General features: G+C 34.1%; 19 protein-coding genes. 6 read left to right on the forward strand and 13 right to left on the reverse strand.

Annotation, left to right across the window (positions count from 1 at the left end):
• The first annotated feature begins 57 nt into the window (after positions 1–57).
• The 3 genes from alr to DESTER_RS05060 are packed head-to-tail and all read left to right on the forward strand — an operon-like array spanning position 58 to position 2724.
• The gene (gene alr / locus DESTER_RS05050; protein ID WP_013638575.1) at positions 58–1119 is read left to right on the forward strand and encodes an alanine racemase; all 1062 of its coding nucleotides are present in this window, start codon (positions 58–60) and stop codon (positions 1117–1119) included.
• The gene (locus DESTER_RS05055) at positions 1106–1918 is read left to right on the forward strand and encodes a 50S ribosomal protein L11 methyltransferase (protein ID WP_013638576.1); all 813 of its coding nucleotides are present in this window, start codon (positions 1106–1108) and stop codon (positions 1916–1918) included. Before alr ends, DESTER_RS05055 begins: the two co-directional genes overlap by 14 nt.
• Positions 1891–2724: a PHP domain-containing protein gene (locus DESTER_RS05060; protein WP_013638577.1), complete on the forward strand. Its 834-nt coding sequence runs from the start codon at positions 1891–1893 to the stop codon at positions 2722–2724. Before DESTER_RS05055 ends, DESTER_RS05060 begins: the two co-directional genes overlap by 28 nt.
• Here DESTER_RS05060 and DESTER_RS08065 read toward each other — a convergent pair.
• Genes DESTER_RS08065 through DESTER_RS05085 form a run of 5 tightly spaced genes read right to left on the reverse strand, consistent with a single transcriptional unit; the run spans position 2708 to position 8007 of the window.
• Positions 2708–3415, reverse strand: a complete 708-nt coding sequence (locus DESTER_RS08065; RefSeq protein WP_013638578.1) for an ankyrin repeat domain-containing protein — start codon at positions 3413–3415, stop codon at positions 2708–2710. The genes DESTER_RS05060 and DESTER_RS08065 overlap by 17 nt on opposite strands.
• Positions 3412–6591, reverse strand: a complete 3180-nt coding sequence (mfd, locus tag DESTER_RS05070; protein WP_013638579.1) for a transcription-repair coupling factor — start codon at positions 6589–6591, stop codon at positions 3412–3414. The genes DESTER_RS08065 and mfd overlap by 4 nt, the downstream gene beginning before the upstream one ends.
• Positions 6591–6836 (reverse strand): hypothetical protein, encoded by a 246-nt coding sequence (locus tag DESTER_RS05075; protein WP_013638580.1) that lies wholly within the window; start codon positions 6834–6836, stop codon positions 6591–6593. Before DESTER_RS05075 ends, mfd begins: the two co-directional genes overlap by 1 nt.
• A 19-nt stretch (positions 6837–6855) precedes the next feature.
• On the reverse strand, positions 6856–7695 hold the full coding sequence (gene accD / locus DESTER_RS05080; protein ID WP_013638581.1) for an acetyl-CoA carboxylase, carboxyltransferase subunit beta: 840 nt from the start codon (positions 7693–7695) through the stop codon (positions 6856–6858).
• Complete coding sequence (locus DESTER_RS05085; RefSeq protein ID WP_013638582.1) at positions 7696–8007, reverse strand: ArsR/SmtB family transcription factor; 312 nt, start codon at positions 8005–8007, stop codon at positions 7696–7698.
• Positions 8008–8214: 207 nt separating this feature from the next.
• Here DESTER_RS05085 and DESTER_RS05090 point away from each other — a divergent pair, with 207 nt between their 5' ends.
• Both DESTER_RS05090 and rsmI read left to right on the forward strand, forming a co-directional pair.
• On the forward strand, positions 8215–8595 hold the full coding sequence (locus DESTER_RS05090; RefSeq protein ID WP_013638583.1) for a RidA family protein: 381 nt from the start codon (positions 8215–8217) through the stop codon (positions 8593–8595).
• On the forward strand, positions 8574–9431 hold the full coding sequence (gene rsmI, locus DESTER_RS05095) for a 16S rRNA (cytidine(1402)-2'-O)-methyltransferase (protein WP_013638584.1): 858 nt from the start codon (positions 8574–8576) through the stop codon (positions 9429–9431). Before DESTER_RS05090 ends, rsmI begins: the two co-directional genes overlap by 22 nt.
• Here the strand turns inward: rsmI and DESTER_RS05100 are convergent.
• Genes DESTER_RS05100 through DESTER_RS05135 form a run of 8 tightly spaced genes read right to left on the reverse strand, consistent with a single transcriptional unit; the run spans position 9414 to position 13405 of the window.
• Positions 9414–9944 (reverse strand): S-adenosylmethionine decarboxylase family protein, encoded by a 531-nt coding sequence (locus DESTER_RS05100; RefSeq protein WP_013638585.1) that lies wholly within the window; start codon positions 9942–9944, stop codon positions 9414–9416. The two genes, rsmI and DESTER_RS05100, sit on opposite strands and share 18 nt — an antisense overlap.
• 42 nt (positions 9945–9986) lie before the next feature.
• The gene (gene rplI / locus DESTER_RS05105) at positions 9987–10439 is read right to left on the reverse strand and encodes a 50S ribosomal protein L9 (protein WP_013638586.1); all 453 of its coding nucleotides are present in this window, start codon (positions 10437–10439) and stop codon (positions 9987–9989) included.
• Complete coding sequence (locus tag DESTER_RS05110) at positions 10420–11229, reverse strand: hypothetical protein (RefSeq protein WP_013638587.1); 810 nt, start codon at positions 11227–11229, stop codon at positions 10420–10422. The genes rplI and DESTER_RS05110 overlap by 20 nt, the downstream gene beginning before the upstream one ends.
• Positions 11229–11471 (reverse strand): 30S ribosomal protein S18, encoded by a 243-nt coding sequence (rpsR, locus tag DESTER_RS05115; protein WP_013638588.1) that lies wholly within the window; start codon positions 11469–11471, stop codon positions 11229–11231. The genes DESTER_RS05110 and rpsR overlap by 1 nt, the downstream gene beginning before the upstream one ends.
• 11 nt (positions 11472–11482) lie before the next feature.
• Complete coding sequence (locus DESTER_RS05120) at positions 11483–11860, reverse strand: single-stranded DNA-binding protein (RefSeq protein ID WP_013638589.1); 378 nt, start codon at positions 11858–11860, stop codon at positions 11483–11485.
• Positions 11860–12240, reverse strand: coding sequence for a 30S ribosomal protein S6 (rpsF, locus tag DESTER_RS05125; protein ID WP_013638590.1), 381 nt, complete (start codon positions 12238–12240; stop codon positions 11860–11862). The genes DESTER_RS05120 and rpsF overlap by 1 nt, the downstream gene beginning before the upstream one ends.
• Positions 12241–12251: 11 nt before the next feature.
• A complete protein-coding gene (pth, locus tag DESTER_RS05130; protein ID WP_013638591.1) occupies positions 12252–12821 on the reverse strand; it encodes an aminoacyl-tRNA hydrolase in 570 nt (189 codons plus the stop codon).
• Positions 12818–13405: a 50S ribosomal protein L25 gene (locus DESTER_RS05135; RefSeq protein ID WP_013638592.1), complete on the reverse strand. Its 588-nt coding sequence runs from the start codon at positions 13403–13405 to the stop codon at positions 12818–12820. The genes pth and DESTER_RS05135 overlap by 4 nt, the downstream gene beginning before the upstream one ends.
• 92 nt (positions 13406–13497) lie before the next feature.
• Here DESTER_RS05135 and DESTER_RS05140 point away from each other — a divergent pair, with 92 nt between their 5' ends.
• On the forward strand, positions 13498–14472 hold the full coding sequence (locus DESTER_RS05140) for an IS5-like element ISDeth1 family transposase (protein ID WP_013638593.1): 975 nt from the start codon (positions 13498–13500) through the stop codon (positions 14470–14472).
• The last annotated feature ends 6 nt before the right edge of the window (positions 14473–14478 follow it).

Raw genomic sequence — 14478 nt, forward strand, 5'->3', positions numbered from 1 at the left:
ATAGCAGAGGGTGGTAGAATAAGCGAAATTTCTCACGCAGCACAGTGAAGGAAGGAAATGCTTAGGTGGGCTGAAATTCATCTTAATAGGCTTTTCCATAACTACAGAGAAATTAAAAAGATTTCCGGAAGAAAGAAAATCTTTGCAGTGGTAAAGGCAAATGCTTATGGACATGGAAGCGTCAGAATTTCAAAGTTTTTAGAGGATAAAACAGATGTTTCTGGCTTTGCAGTTGCAACTTTTGAAGAAGGAAAAGAATTAAGAGAAGCAAGAATAAGAAGAGAAATCCTTGTTATGGCTTCTCACCTTGAAGAAGGGTATAAAGAAGCTGTTGATTATAGACTTACTCCGGTTATTTTTGATTTTGAAGGTCTAAAACTTGTTAAAGAACTCGATATTCCCTTTCACGTAAAAATAGATACGGGAATGGGAAGACTTGGTTTTTTAGAAAATGAATGGAATGAACTTCTTTCAGAACTTAAATACTCTAAAGTAGAAGGTATTATGAGCCATTTTTCTTCTGCAGATGAAGACTTGGACTTTACAAAAGAACAATTTAAAAAATTTTACTCTTTTGCTTCTGAGCTTAAGCAATTAAAACCTGAAATAAAAATCCATATCGATAACAGTGCTGCAATTCCTATAAAATTTGATTCAATTTTGACTCACTGCCGTGTTGGTATTGCTCTTTACGGTTCTAAACCTTATCCAGATTACCCCCTCAATCTTAAACAGGTTATGGAAGTTAAGGCAAAGGTTATAAGCATTAAGGAGCTTCCTTCTGAATTTCCCATTTCTTACTCTAAAACTTATAAGACTTCTAAGCAAGAAAAAGTTGCTGTAATAAGTTTTGGATATGCTGATGGTTTGCTAAGAAGCCTTTCTAATAAAGGAGAAGTTCTTATAAATGGCAGAAGATGCCCTATAAGAGGAAGAATTTGCATGGATATGACTATTGTTTCTATTGAGGGTTTAAAAGTTAGAAAAGGAGATACGGCCATAATAAGTGGAGAAAAATTAACTTTTGAGGAGATTGCAGAAAAAGCTGGAACGATTCCCTATGAGATTATGTGTGATATCAGTCCACGAGTAAAGAGGATTTATCATGAAGGAGTATAAAGTTTACGAGTTTGAGATATCTAAAGAAGATTTTGAAATTTTAGAGGAAAAACTATTTTCTCTTGGAACTCTTGGAATAGAAGTTGTTTCAGAAGAAGAAAGAGTTAGATTTAGAGCTTATTTTAACGGCGATATAAAGTTGGCCAAAGAGCTCTCCAAGTATTTAGTTTCAGAAAGCTTATTAAAAGAGAAAAACTGGAATGAAGAGTGGAAAAAGTACTTTAAACCTGTAATGGTCTCAGAAAAAATTTGGGTAATTCCCTCGTGGATGAAAAACGATTTTAAAGTTCCTAAAGGAGCAATTCCAATTTACATTTATCCAGGGCAGACCTTTGGAACAGGAACTCATGAAACGACAAAGCTTACAATGAGATTCATAGAAAAAATCTTAAAGCCAAATGATTCTTTTTTAGACGTTGGATGTGGAAGTGGTATTCTCTCCATCTTAGCTAAAAAACTTGGAGCCAAAAAAGTTGTTGGTTGTGATATTCAAAGAGAAGTAGTTGAGGAAGTAAAGCTTAATAGCAATTTAAATGAGGTATTCGGCATAGAAGTAATACATGGAAGTATTGGCGATGTTAAAGATGAGTTTGATATCGTTGTATCAAATATAGAAAAGCACCTTTTAGAACCTCTAATTCCAGAGATTGCGAAAAGAGCCAAAAAAGCTGTCGTTTTATCCGGAGTTTTGAAAAAACAGAGAGATAGTTTTAAAGAAGTTCTTAAAAAAAGAAGCGGACTTAAAATCTTAGAAGAGTCAGGAGAAGGAGAATGGGTAGCTTTCTTATGCAGAAAATAGACCTTCACTGTCATTCTACTGCTTCTGACGGATCTTTAAGTCCTAAGAAATTAGTGGAAAAAGCGAAAAATATAGGAATTTCCATACTTTCTGTTACAGATCACGATACAGTTTCTGGTGTAAGCGAAGCTGTGGAAGAGGGAAAAAAGTTAGGAATAAAGGTAATTCCTGGTATTGAAGTTACAGCAGATACAACATTCCTTGGTAAAGGTAAAAGAGAGTTTCATATTCTTGGTTATTATGTTGATGTTGAATCTAAGGCAATAAAAGAATTAACTGAATTCTTTCAGAGCTCAAGAATAAAAAGAAATGAAGAACTTTTATCAAAGCTTGAAGATAGAGGATACAACATAAGTTATGAAGAAATGGTTTCTCTTTATGGACTAAATTTTGGAAAACCAAATATAGTCAAGGTTTTGATAGATAGAGGTTATTTCAAAGAAAGAGATGAAGCAATTGATTTTCTATCTTCTCTAAGAGTTAAAAGGGAAAAACTTGATTACAGAGAAATTACACGACTAATAGATGAAGCTGGTGGTATAGCTATCATTGCTCATCCTGTTACCTTGAAAATTTCTTATCAGGAAATTTATTCTTTTCTTAAAAATGCCAAGAAGGAAAAGATATCGGGTCTAGAAGTGTTTCACTACAAACACATTCCTGCAGATGTTGTTACTTTGAAGAAAATGTGTAAAGACTTAGATCTTTATTTTACCGGAGGTTCGGACTTTCACGGAGATAATAAGCCTTGTATAGAATTAGGATTTTTAAAGATTACAGCTTTAGATATCAACTTTTCTGTTTAGTTTTTCTTTTCTTAGCGTATTTAGCAATGAGCTTTGAAAATTTATAGTTCCTCATTTCCTTAGCAACATCAAGTGGTGTTTTACCTTTGTCGTTTTTTATCTTCACATCTGCACCACTTTTAAGAAGAAGTTTTGCAACTAAACTTGCCTTCCTTGTTCTTGCACAGTAGTGAAGGGGCGTATTTCCATAAAAATCTCTTTCGTTAACGTTTGCTCCCTCTTTTATAAGAAGCTTTGCCACAGAATAACTATTATAGATGGCAGCAAAGTGAAGTGGAGTATAGCCATAGTTATCCTTGGCATTTATATTTGCACCGTGATTGATGAGAAGTTTTGCAATTTTAAAGTTATTTCTCATTGTAGCTAAGTGTAAAGGAGTAACTCCAAAGTAATCTTTTGCGTTTATATTTGCACCTTTTTCAATGAAAAGCTTTACCAATTTTATATTGTTAAAATCAATAGCATAAAATAGAGGAGTCCACTTAAACTTATCTGTAATGTTAATGGGAACTCCTTTTTTGAGAAGTTTTTTCACTTTTTCTACGTCTCCCTCTTTTGCAGCTCTAAAGAAATTCCTTTTTGTTCTTTTGTCTATTTGAGAAATTTGAGTTTTTGTTTCACCAAAAGTAGTTGTTGAGAACGAAGTTAATAATACTACTAAAGCAGAAATAGCTATAAATAATCTTTTCATCCTTTCATCATCTCTTCAAGAATTTCTATTATCTTGTCTAAATTTTCAGCTTCCATGTAAAGTTTTTTATCTGGAGTGAAAGTTGCATCTTTAGATTTTACAAATTCTACAAGTTTTTCAGGAAGAATATTAGGGGATTCACCAAAAACTATAACTAGCCTTCCAGAAGGAGTCATTGTAATTTCCTTTATGCCTATCTCTTTTGCTAATTTTTTTATCTTCATAATTTTGAATATATTTACGAGAGGATCGGGAATGGCTCCATGAACTTTTTCTATTTCACTTAGGATTTCTTCAGGGTTTTCGCTTTTAGAGAGCTCTCCATAAATTCTTAATCTTTCCTTCGTATCCTCTATATAGTCTTCAGGAATAAATGCTTCAAATGGAACAGTTATCTTAACGTCTTCTTCTTCTTTTTCAGTTGTTACTTCTTCAAATAGTTTCAAGTATAAGTCTAAACCTATCGTGTTAACAAATCCACTTTGCTTAGGACCAAGTAAAGTTCCTGCACCTCTAATTTCTAAATCTTTCATAGCAAGTTGAAATCCACCACCTACAGGTGAAACTTTCTTCATTGCTTCAAGTCTTTTAACTGCTTCTGGTGTAAGTTTTCCTTTTGAAGATGTAAGAAGATAGCAGTAACCCTTTTCAATACCTCTTCCTACCCTTCCTCTTAGCTGGTAAAGTTGGGAAAGTCCAAATCTTTCAGCACCAATTACAATAAGAGTGTTAGCTGAAGGAATATCAAGACCAGATTCAATAATAGAGGTAGCAATTAGAATTTTTATATCTCCTTCAAAAAATTTGTGCATTACTTTTTCTATTTTTTCAGTTTTCATCTGTCCATGAACAATATCAACAGGAATATTTGGAAACATTTCTTCTACTTTTATTTTTAAAGGTTCTAGTTCGTCTATATCGTTTTGAACTATAAATACCTGACCGTTTCTTTTTAGCTCTCTTTCTACTGCAGTCTTGAGAATTCTGTCTGAGTATTTCGAAACAACAACTTTTGTTCCTCTTCTTCCTACAGGAGGAGTTTCTATCACGGAGATATCCCTAAAACCTGATAAAGCAGAATAAAGAGTTCTTGGAATTGGAGTAGCAGAAAGATAAAGAACATCGAGGTTTTTCTTTATCTTTGTAAGCTTTTCTTTTGTTTTTACACCAAACCTGTGTTCTTCATCTATTATTAAAAGACCAAGATTTTTAAATTCCACATCATCCTGAGTAAGTCTATGAGTTCCAATAATTATGTCAATTTCTCCATTTTTTAGTTTTTCAAGTATCTCCTTTTGCTCTTTTTTTGTTTTAAATCGGGAAATTGCTTCTATTTTCACAGGAAAACCTTTAAATCTTTTCTTAAATGTCCTGTAGTGCTGATCTGCAAGTATAGTAGTTGGTACTATGACTGCAACCTGTCTACCATCTGTTACTGCTTTCATAGCAGCTCTCATTGCTACTTCTGTTTTTCCAAAACCAACATCTCCACAAATAAGTCTATCCATAGGTTTTTCTGATTCCATATCTTTATAAACTTCTCTGATTGCTTTTAACTGGTCAGGAGTAGGTTTGTATGGAAAACGCCTTTCAAATTCTCTTAGAAGATTCTCATCTCCTAAAATCTTTTCTCCTTTTGCGCTCTTTCTTTCTTTGTAAAGTTCTGCTAGTTCTTTAGCAAAGTTTATAAGAGATGCTTTTATCTTTCTTTCAAGATTTTTCCAGGAAGTTCCCCCAAGCTTATCAAGTTTTGGAGATTTACCTTTGTATCCTGAATACTTATAAATCCTATCTATCTGGGTAAAAGGAGCATAGAGTCTTTCTCCACCTGCATATTCAATCTCTATAAAATCAAAAGTCTTATTTCCTATTACTCTGCTGATTATCCCTTGAAATATTCCAATTCCATAATCTCTATGAACCACTAAAGTTCCTGGTTCTAAGGTTGTTATATCTTCTTTCTTAGCCGTTTCAAAAACTACTTCAGATTCAGTTAACCAAGCTTCTTTTCTCTCGTCTATTTTGAAACTTCCAGATGAAACTCCCTTTTCAATTTGAATGTCTAGTCCAAATTTTTTAGAAAGCTTTTCTGCTTCTATTTTTAAAGTTTCTGAAGTATAAAAAAGCTTAACTTTAAAACCTTCTAAGGATTTAAAAAGTTCTTTAATGTTTTCGTCGTTTACAGAAGGAAGAGGTTTAATCCCAAAGTCTATTCCATCTTTAACAGGTTTATCATATATAGACACTATAGGTTTTATATCTATTTTCCAAACAAACTTTTCCGGTTTTGAGGAAGGAATACCCTCCTTTTTTAAAAGCTCAAAATTTTCTTCAACAGTCTTTATAAATGTCTCTCCTGTTGTCCTTACTTGATCTGGTTCAAAAACGATAGCAGGAAGAGTTCCTCCTATATATTCTGTTACTGGAACAAGTTCAAAAACATCGGGTAATAGTTTTTCCGCACCGCTGATTTCTCCTAAAAGGAAATGACGCTCAACAACTCCTGGATATATTTCTTCTAACTTTTTTAGTTTTTCTCTATCCTGCAAAAGCTCTAAAGTTGGAATGATTACGAACTTTTCTATTATTTCTTTGTTTAAATAGAGCTCTTCAACAGTATCTCCAAAAAACTCAGCAACTAATCTTTCACCCTCAGGACTAACTAACTCAAGAGTATCTCCCTTTATCGAAAATTCTCCTTCCTCAGGTTCACTATCTACTCTTTTATAACCCAAAGTTGTAAGCTTTTTAGGAATTAACGAATAATCTATTTCCTTCCCTTTTTCTATCTCAATAACATATTCGATTAAGTTTTCAGGTAAAATCACTTTTTGAAATAGAGAGTGAGGGGTTAAAAGAAGCACGTTAAAGGGCTCTGAAAGAAGTTGGTAAAGAGACTTTAGTCTACGGTATTGATAAAGAGATAAAGGAGATGAAATATCAAGAGGTGGTACATCCCAAGCTGGAAGATAAATAACTCGAAGGCCAAATCTTTTTAAGTCCTCGATTATTGACTCTGCTACTACTTCCGAAGGAACTAAAAATAGAAAGGAAGATATTAACTCTTTGATTTCCTTTAAGATAAAACCCTTTGATCCTCCAGGAAGACCATAGCATTTAACTAACTCTTTATTTTTTACCTTACCTTTAAGTAGCTTTAAACTTCTTTTTATCATTATCCTTCTAACAGCTTTGCTTCTCTTTGCATTAATCTGTTAAAAAGTACGTCCCAGAAAACTGTTAAGTTCCTACCCTTTACACTTTCCTTAAAGAAATTTACAGAATCTTCAATTTCTCCCTTTAATATTTCAAATAAATTATCCTTTTTAAGGCCAGAATCTATTTTATCTTGATTATAGAGAAAAAAATCTGCAACTATTGTTCTTGCAAGTCTTTGGGCTTTATCTGTATTGTCTACCATTTAAATCCTCCTTCCTTCATCATCCCAATAGATCCACTAGCTTTGAAAGAGTATTCCTAAGCTCTTTTCTTTCAACAACCATATCAATAAGCCCGTGCTCTAAAAGAAACTCTGAACGCTGAAAACCCTTAGGAAGCTTTTGTCTAATAGTTTGTTCTATGACTCGGGGACCGGCGAAACCAATAAGAGCCTTAGGCTCAGCAATAATCACGTCCCCAAGGAAAGCAAAGCTCGCTGATACTCCGCCCATTGTTGGATGAGTAAGGACGGAGATATAAGGAACCCCCCTTTCCTCAAGGCGCGTAAGGGCCGCAGATGTTTTTGCCATTTGCATCAAAGATACAATTCCTTCCTGCATTCTAGCACCACCAGAAGCCGAAATGCAGATAAAGGGAACCTTTTCTTCTGCAGCCCTTTCTATATTTCTCGTTATCTTCTCGCCGACCACCGAGCCCATACTACCACCCATAAAACGAAAATCAAAACAACTTATCAAAACATCTTTACCATCTAACTTTCCTTTAGCATTTATCACAGCATCTTTTAATCCAGTTTTTTCCTGAGCTTCTTTTAATCTTTGACTATAGGATTTCCTATCTACAAACTCTAAAATATCTTTGGGCTCAAGGTCAGTATCCAATTCTTCGTAAGTACTTTTATCAAACAACATATAAAGTCTATCCTTTGCAGGAACAGGAAAGTGATAACCACACTTAGGACATACCATAAGATTACTTTCGAGTTCTCCTTTAAAAAGAAGAGATTTACAGCTATCACACTTAATCCAAAGACCTGTTGGAACAGGAGACTGTGTTTTTTGCTCCTTAATCAATTTCTTTCTGAAGAAATTTTTAAACATTTACTGACCTCTAAAACAAGCTATTTGAGGCAGTATGTTAAGAAGTTCCCTAAAGGCTTCAGAGGATATAGTATAATATACCTTGTTTCCTTTTCTCATTTTTGCAACTATTCTTTTATACCTAAGAGTCCTTAAATGCTGAGATAATGAAGACTGAGAAATTCCTAACTCTTGTTCTAAGTCTGTTACACACATAGGTTTTTCTTTTAGTGTAAAGAGAATCTTTAATCTTACCGGTGATGCAAGAGCTTTTAAACATTCTGCACCTTCTTCTATTCTTTCATCACTAAGCATTAATTCTTCTTTTGCCATAATTCCTCCTACATCCAATTAGTGATTTTATTAATTATAAATGATTTCTATTCAGAAATCAAACTTCTGAATGATTACCATATTAGACTATCAGAATTATGATTTTACTTTAGTTAACGTATAATATACGATTACAAATTAAGATTTTCAACTCTTTTTGTTAAATTTGTTTTAAAAGTATTTAATACATTAGGAGGTTATATAACTATGAAAATAATAAATACAAGCGGAGCGCCAAAACCTGTAGGACCTTACTCTCAGGGAATTTTATCAGGAAATTTAATTTTCACAGCTGGGCAGATAGGAATAAATCCAAAAACGGGAAAACTTGAAGAAACTTTTGAAAAACAAGTCTTACAAGCATTAAAAAATCTTGAAGCTATTTTAAATAGAGTAGGAGCAAGTAAGTGCAGCATTTTAAAAGTTACGGTTTTTTTAAAGGATATAACTAAATTTAAAGAGTTTAATAAAATTTATAAAGAGTTCTTAAAAGACTGTCCCGTTAAACCTGCAAGATCAGTAGTAGAAGTTTCTAACTTACCTTTAGGTGCAGAGGTAGAGATCGAATGCATAGCTCAGAGAGGATAGGAAAACTATACATCGTTGCAACTCCTATTGGAAATCTTGAAGATATAACTTTTAGAGCTCTGAAAGTTTTAAAAGAAGTTGATTTGATTGCCTGTGAAGATACAAGGAGAACTATTAAACTTCTTAACTATTACAAAATTCCTGTAAAGAAACTTGTTCCGTACCATGAACACAACGAAAGAAAAGTTTCAAAGAAGTTGATTAAAGAACTCTTATCAGGAAAAGACATTGCACTTGTTTCTGATGCTGGTACTCCCTGTATTAGCGATCCAGGTTATAGAATTGTGAGTCTTGCAAGAGAAAAGAAAATCGATGTTATTCCAATACCTGGAGCATCTGCCGTAATTGCAGCTCTTTCTGCTTCAGGCTTTCCAACAGATAGGTTTCTTTTTGTTGGATTTTTGCCTAAAAAAGAATTACAGCTTAAGAAAACGATAAAAGAAATTTCAAAGCTACCTTATACCGTTGTAGCTTACGAGTCTCCTCATCGTCTTGAAAAAACTCTTAAAATTTTAAAAGAAATGATTCCAGAGAAAAAGATTGGTATCTATAGAGAAATTACTAAACTAAATGAAGAATTTTTGGAAGGAAATCCAGGAAAACTACTTAACGAACTTACTTTAGAAGATAAATTAAAAGGAGAATTCGTTCTTCTATTCTATCCTTCAAAAGAAGAGAAAGAAAATGAAAATGAAAAAAGCTTAGATGAAATCTTACTTCAGTTAAAAGAAGAAGGAAATTCTCTTAAGACTACCGTTAAGGAGGCCTGTCAAAGGACAGGTCTCCCTAAGAATGAAGTCTATAAAAGAGCTCTTGAGTTATTTAGTAGGGATTGAAGGTTCACAAGGTTTTAGTTTTCCATTTTTATACTCGTAAGCTTTTATTACGCAAGGTCCTCCAATGTATCTTTCAACATCAACAAAAGATGCATATTCAACGTCAAACCACTTAATTGTAAGTTCAAAAGCAACCATTGGATCAAAGTCTTTACAGCTGTAAGCATCAAGGCTGAAAAATTTTTCTTCAGGCCAAGTATGAATTGTACAGTGGCTTTCAAGCCAAATTGAAACTCCAGAAACTCCGCTATCTTCAGTTGCTCTTCTTTTTAAAGTTTCTTCCATGAACTCTAAAGTTCTACTTTTTACATTTTCTTCAGAGAGTTTTTTAACAAACTGTTCAAGCTCAGATTGTGCAAATGGAAATCTAGCAACAATTGGAGGATAAACTAAGGTCATATCAAGTTGTCTTGCCATTTCTTCCATATAATCATAAATAGGTTGAATAGCATTTATTTTCCTTATATCCCTTACAGTAGCATCCATCATTATATGTCTTCCTACAAACTCCATGGCAAACCTCCTAAATAAGGTTTGCCCCAAACGGGGCAAAGGTTACTTATTGAGAGGAACTACATCAACAGTTATAGTAGCTTCAATGTCCTTAAATAGATGAATCTTTACTTCGTAAGAACCTGTTTCTCTAATCGGTTTTTCAAGAATAATTTGTCTTTTTTCAACATCTTCAAAACCAGCTTTATGAAGAGCTTTTTCTATTTGGGAAGTTGTTACAGAACCAAAAAGTTTTCCTTCCTCTCCAGCTTCATGCTCTATAACAACTCTTGTAGAAGATAATTGTTCAGCTAATTCCTTATATCTTTCAAGCTGTCTTTGAGCTTTTCTTTGGAGAGCTTTAAGCTCATTTCTCACTTTTGCAATATTAGACTTTGACGCAGGAAGAGCAATTCCTTCAGGAATGAGATAGTTTCTTGCATAACCATCCTTTACTCTTACAACATCTCCAACCTTTCCAAGATTTTCCATATCTCTAAGTAGAATTACTTCCATTTTCTTCACCTCCCTTTAGTTTTCTGAAATCAAACCAATAATCAAAAATTCCTGCAACAATTGAAGCTATCAAAGCTATTGCTGGGAAAAATACAATTACAAAGAAAGTGATAAATTTAATCCAGAAAGAAAACCTTTCTACATAATAAGAAAAGATGGCAAATCCTTGAACAACAAAAAAGCCTAAAACTCCAAGAAATATGTTTATTCCAATAGGACGGAACTCAGGAAACCACTTTAAAATTGTTAAAAAACCAGATAATAAAAAGAGCAGTATAACCCAAAATCCAAATTGAAGCTTTTTAAAACCAAAGTCTTCTTTTGCTATCAAGCTTATTATTCCTACGCTAATTGTAGATATAACAATTGACGAAAGAAAGTAAATTCCCCATCTAACTTGAGAAAACCAGGGAATTTGTTTAACTTCTTCAGGAAGTCCTATAAGAATATCCTCTAAAACGGTTACCCCAAAAGAAATCAGAGACAAGATAATAATAAGATTTTCTAACTTAAACTTTCCTTTTAGTAGCTTAGCTAATATTCCTATTAAAGAAAACGCAGAAATATCAAAAATTGCTTTCCAGTTTCCGAAGAAAACAATGCTACCAACTGATATAACAGATAATAAAAGAGTTCTTACTAATCCTATTTCTTTCGTAGCAAGATAGGAAAAAGCAGGAATGAATAAAGAAAAACCAAGGGCAAGAGGCATAAGAGCCTCTACGCCCATTAATAATCCCGCTATAATCATTAACAAAACATAAAAAGCTGGTAACTTAAAGCTTTTCATTAGTCTATCTTCACAAATGGGAGTAATGCAAGATGTCTTGCTCTTTTAACTGCTCTTGCAAGCTGTCTTTGATGTTTTGAGCATACACCAGAAATTCTTCTTGGAATAATCCTTCCTCTTTCAGAAATAAAAGGTTTAAGAAGTTCAACGTTCTTATAGTCAATCTTCTCTATTTTTTCAGCGCAAAACTTACAATATTTCCTTCTTCTTACAAATCTTCTCTGTGGAAGTCCATTACTCATTATTTACCTCCTTAAAATTCAATATCGTCGATTTCATCTAAGGTTTCGTTTTGTTCTCTTCTGGGATCAAGTCCAACTACTCTATCTGCTCTTACTTCAATTCTTGAACGTTTTTCACCTTCTTCTGTTTCCCAGTTAGATTGTCTTAATCTTCCTTCTACAAGGACTCTAGATCCCTTACTGAATCTACTTACAGCTCTGTCAGCTGCATCTCCCCACAAAACAATGTCAATAAATAGCGTATCTTCCTGCCAATTACCACTTCTGTCTCTATAGGGATTATTAACTGCTATTCTAAACCTTGTAAAAGGCGTTCCAGTATTAGTATGAGATAGTTGAGGATCAGCAACTAATCTTCCAATAAGAAATACTTTATTGAGGTTAGCCATTACTCTTCTCCCTTAGACTCTTCGGCAGCAGCTGGAGCGGTTTCAGCTTTTGCTCCAAGTTTTTCTTTAAGTTCCTTGACCTCAGATGGCTTTAATCTAAAAGTTAAAAATCTAATTACATCTTCATTAATTCTAAAGAAGTTCTCCATATTTTTAACAAAATCCCTATCGTTTGTTTTAATGTACTCTAAAACGTAGTATCCTCTATCGTAGTCATTAATTGGATAAGCTAACTCTCTTCTTCCCCATTTATCAATGTGAAGAACTTCTCCATTGTATCTTTCAACGTATGAGTTAACTTTTTCTATTCCTTTCTCAATTTCTTCATCAGACATGGTTGGTCTAAGTATATAAACCATCTCATAGTAGTATTCTCTCATTTCAACCTCCATTAATTACATTTACTCATGATTTTGTTGTCGATATCTCCCTTTTTGATAACCTCTTTCAAACAACTAACTGCTTTATCTATTGCTTTACCCAAAGCTTCTAATTCATCTTCTCTAAAGGGAGATAGCACATAATTAACAACTTCCTCTTTTGTTTGAGGTCTTCCTATTCCTATTCGTAGTCTCGAAAAGTTTTGACTTCCAAAGCACTGCTCTATAGAAGCCACTCCTTTATGGCCACCACTGCTTCCTTTTAATCTCAGACGAAGCTTTCCTAAGGGAAGGTCAAGATCATCGTAAATTACTAAGGTTTCCTCTGGTTTTATCTTGTAAAACTTTGCAAGTTCTCCAACACTTTCCCCACTAAGGTTCATATACGTAATTGGCTTTAGGAGAAAAATTTTCTTACCATCATCATTCCTTAGCTCAGCAATCTTTCCTTTAAACTTCTCCTTTGAAAAATCTGTACCAAGCACTTCAGCTAAACGGTCTAAAACCATCCAGCCTACATTGTGCCTGGTTTTCTCGTATTTCTTTCCAGGATTACCAAGCCCTACAATCAATCTTATCATTCTTCTCCAGTCTCTTCAGATTCTTCTGTTGTAGTTTCTTCAGGTTCAGCAACTACAACTACAGTTTCTTCAGGGTTATCTACAATTTTAATTCCTTCAGGAACAGAAATCTCTCCTACGTGAAGAGCATCTCCTGCATGAAGGTTGGAAATATCAACTACAATTTTTTCAGGAATAGCTCTTGGAAGAGTTTCAATTTCAATTTCTCTTTTCATGATTTCAAGAACACCACCTTCTTCAGATACACCTATTGGTGTTCCAACAAACTCAAGTTCAACAACTGTTGTAATAGTTTCTCCGAACTTGACTTCTTGGAAGTCAACGTGGATAGGTACATCACCCAGCCAGTTGTACTGGATGTCCTTGAGAATACAAATTCTCTCTTCACCATCAAGGTCTAACTTAACAAGACCGTGATGGTGCTTAATCTTTCTTACTTCACTGGCAGGAATGGCTATGTGTGTTGCCTCTGGTCTTCCACCACCGTAAATAACGGCTGGTAGAAGGCCTTCCCTGCGCAGTTTTCTTGCTACCCCTTTTCCTGTCTTTTCTCTTCGGGTAGCTTTCAAGCTTACTGTTTTCATACTTACCTCCTATTTTAGTTTTGCGGGAAAGCAGGCAATATTTACATTCAGAATGAGAATTTGTCAAGGGGTTTAGGGAGGGTGTTTGAAAATTGCCAAAATTAAGAAAAAAGCCTATCCTCTCCGGTATGAAAGCGAAAAGACTAAATTTCCACAAAGTACTCAACCTATCAAAAACATACATGAACCGGAGAGGACAGGCTGTACTGGTATATTTATATCCTTTTAAAACCAAAAGAGGAAGACCCAAGAAATACCCTGACGAGATAATTCTTACCCTTCTTTTCCTCCAAGTAGCCTGGAACCTATCATTCAGAGACCTTGAATATTTGGCAGTTCAGATATTTGGAAGAGAGAATATTCCTGATTTTTCAACCTATTATTACCGACTCAAGCAACTACCTTCCATTCTCCTTGTAGATTTTCTGAACTTTGTCTCTCGAAGACTCTTAGGGAAGTATCATAAAGAACTAAGATTTCTGATAATAGATGGAACTGGCTTCAAATACAATGAGATTTATCCATTGAAAATTCTAAGAGGCAAAGAGATAAAGGAGGTAAAAAGCCACGTTAAAGTTGTTGTATTAAGCGTTCATCTAAAAGATGGAAAAAGGTTCATTCTTACTGCATTACCTGGAGAGAGTTACGCTTCGGAAGTGAAACTTGGAGAGAAAATAGTTAGGTGGTTAAACGAAAGGGGATTTATATGGAGAGCTTTGAAAGGAAAGCCATTTTTAGGAGACAAAGCTTATGACAGCATTAAGTTTATTGAGCTTGTTCTGTTAGCAGGCTTAAAGCCTTACATAAAGGTGAGAGAAACATTAAGGAAGGGAATTAAATCTGAGATTAGGCTTAAATGCAAAGAGCTTTTAGAATCTGATGAAATTTACAGGTTTAGAGGACTGATAGAGAGTATTTTTGGAGAAGTTAAGCAGGATGTTGGAAGTTACGAGAAAACAAAGAGCTTTCATATAGCTCAACTGTTTGTTTTAGCTAAGTTTATCCTCTTTAACATGGGAGTTTTGTTCTTTGTCTGGATGATTTTTCAAACACTCTCAGGGGTTTAGAGAAAT

The sequence above is a fragment of the Desulfurobacterium thermolithotrophum DSM 11699 genome, from assembly GCF_000191045.1.
Lineage (GTDB): Bacteria > Aquificota > Aquificia > Desulfurobacteriales > Desulfurobacteriaceae > Desulfurobacterium > Desulfurobacterium thermolithotrophum.

Coding starts and splice junctions, on each gene's coding strand:
- DESTER_RS05075 (WP_013638580.1), bottom strand. CDS start 6,836: ATGGTAGACAATACAGATAAAGCCCAAAGACTTGCAAGAACAATAGTT.
- rpsF (WP_013638590.1), bottom strand. CDS start 12,240: ATGAGAGAATACTACTATGAGATGGTTTATATACTTAGACCAACCATG.
- DESTER_RS08065 (WP_013638578.1), bottom strand. CDS start 3,415: ATGAAAAGATTATTTATAGCTATTTCTGCTTTAGTAGTATTATTAACT.
- rplI (WP_013638586.1), bottom strand. CDS start 10,439: ATGGAAGTAATTCTACTTAGAGATATGGAAAATCTTGGAAAGGTTGGA.
- DESTER_RS05090 (WP_013638583.1), top strand. CDS start 8,215: ATGAAAATAATAAATACAAGCGGAGCGCCAAAACCTGTAGGACCTTAC.
- DESTER_RS05100 (WP_013638585.1), bottom strand. CDS start 9,944: ATGGAGTTTGTAGGAAGACATATAATGATGGATGCTACTGTAAGGGAT.
- alr (WP_013638575.1), top strand. CDS start 58: ATGCTTAGGTGGGCTGAAATTCATCTTAATAGGCTTTTCCATAACTAC.
- rsmI (WP_013638584.1), top strand. CDS start 8,574: ATGCATAGCTCAGAGAGGATAGGAAAACTATACATCGTTGCAACTCCT.
- DESTER_RS05060 (WP_013638577.1), top strand. CDS start 1,891: ATGGGTAGCTTTCTTATGCAGAAAATAGACCTTCACTGTCATTCTACT.
- pth (WP_013638591.1), bottom strand. CDS start 12,821: ATGATAAGATTGATTGTAGGGCTTGGTAATCCTGGAAAGAAATACGAG.
- DESTER_RS05135 (WP_013638592.1), bottom strand. CDS start 13,405: ATGAAAACAGTAAGCTTGAAAGCTACCCGAAGAGAAAAGACAGGAAAA.
- rpsR (WP_013638588.1), bottom strand. CDS start 11,471: ATGAGTAATGGACTTCCACAGAGAAGATTTGTAAGAAGAAGGAAATAT.
- DESTER_RS05085 (WP_013638582.1), bottom strand. CDS start 8,007: ATGGCAAAAGAAGAATTAATGCTTAGTGATGAAAGAATAGAAGAAGGT.
- DESTER_RS05110 (WP_013638587.1), bottom strand. CDS start 11,229: ATGAAAAGCTTTAAGTTACCAGCTTTTTATGTTTTGTTAATGATTATA.
- DESTER_RS05055 (WP_013638576.1), top strand. CDS start 1,106: ATGAAGGAGTATAAAGTTTACGAGTTTGAGATATCTAAAGAAGATTTT.
- mfd (WP_013638579.1), bottom strand. CDS start 6,591: ATGATAAAAAGAAGTTTAAAGCTACTTAAAGGTAAGGTAAAAAATAAA.
- accD (WP_013638581.1), bottom strand. CDS start 7,695: ATGTTTAAAAATTTCTTCAGAAAGAAATTGATTAAGGAGCAAAAAACA.
- DESTER_RS05120 (WP_013638589.1), bottom strand. CDS start 11,860: ATGGCTAACCTCAATAAAGTATTTCTTATTGGAAGATTAGTTGCTGAT.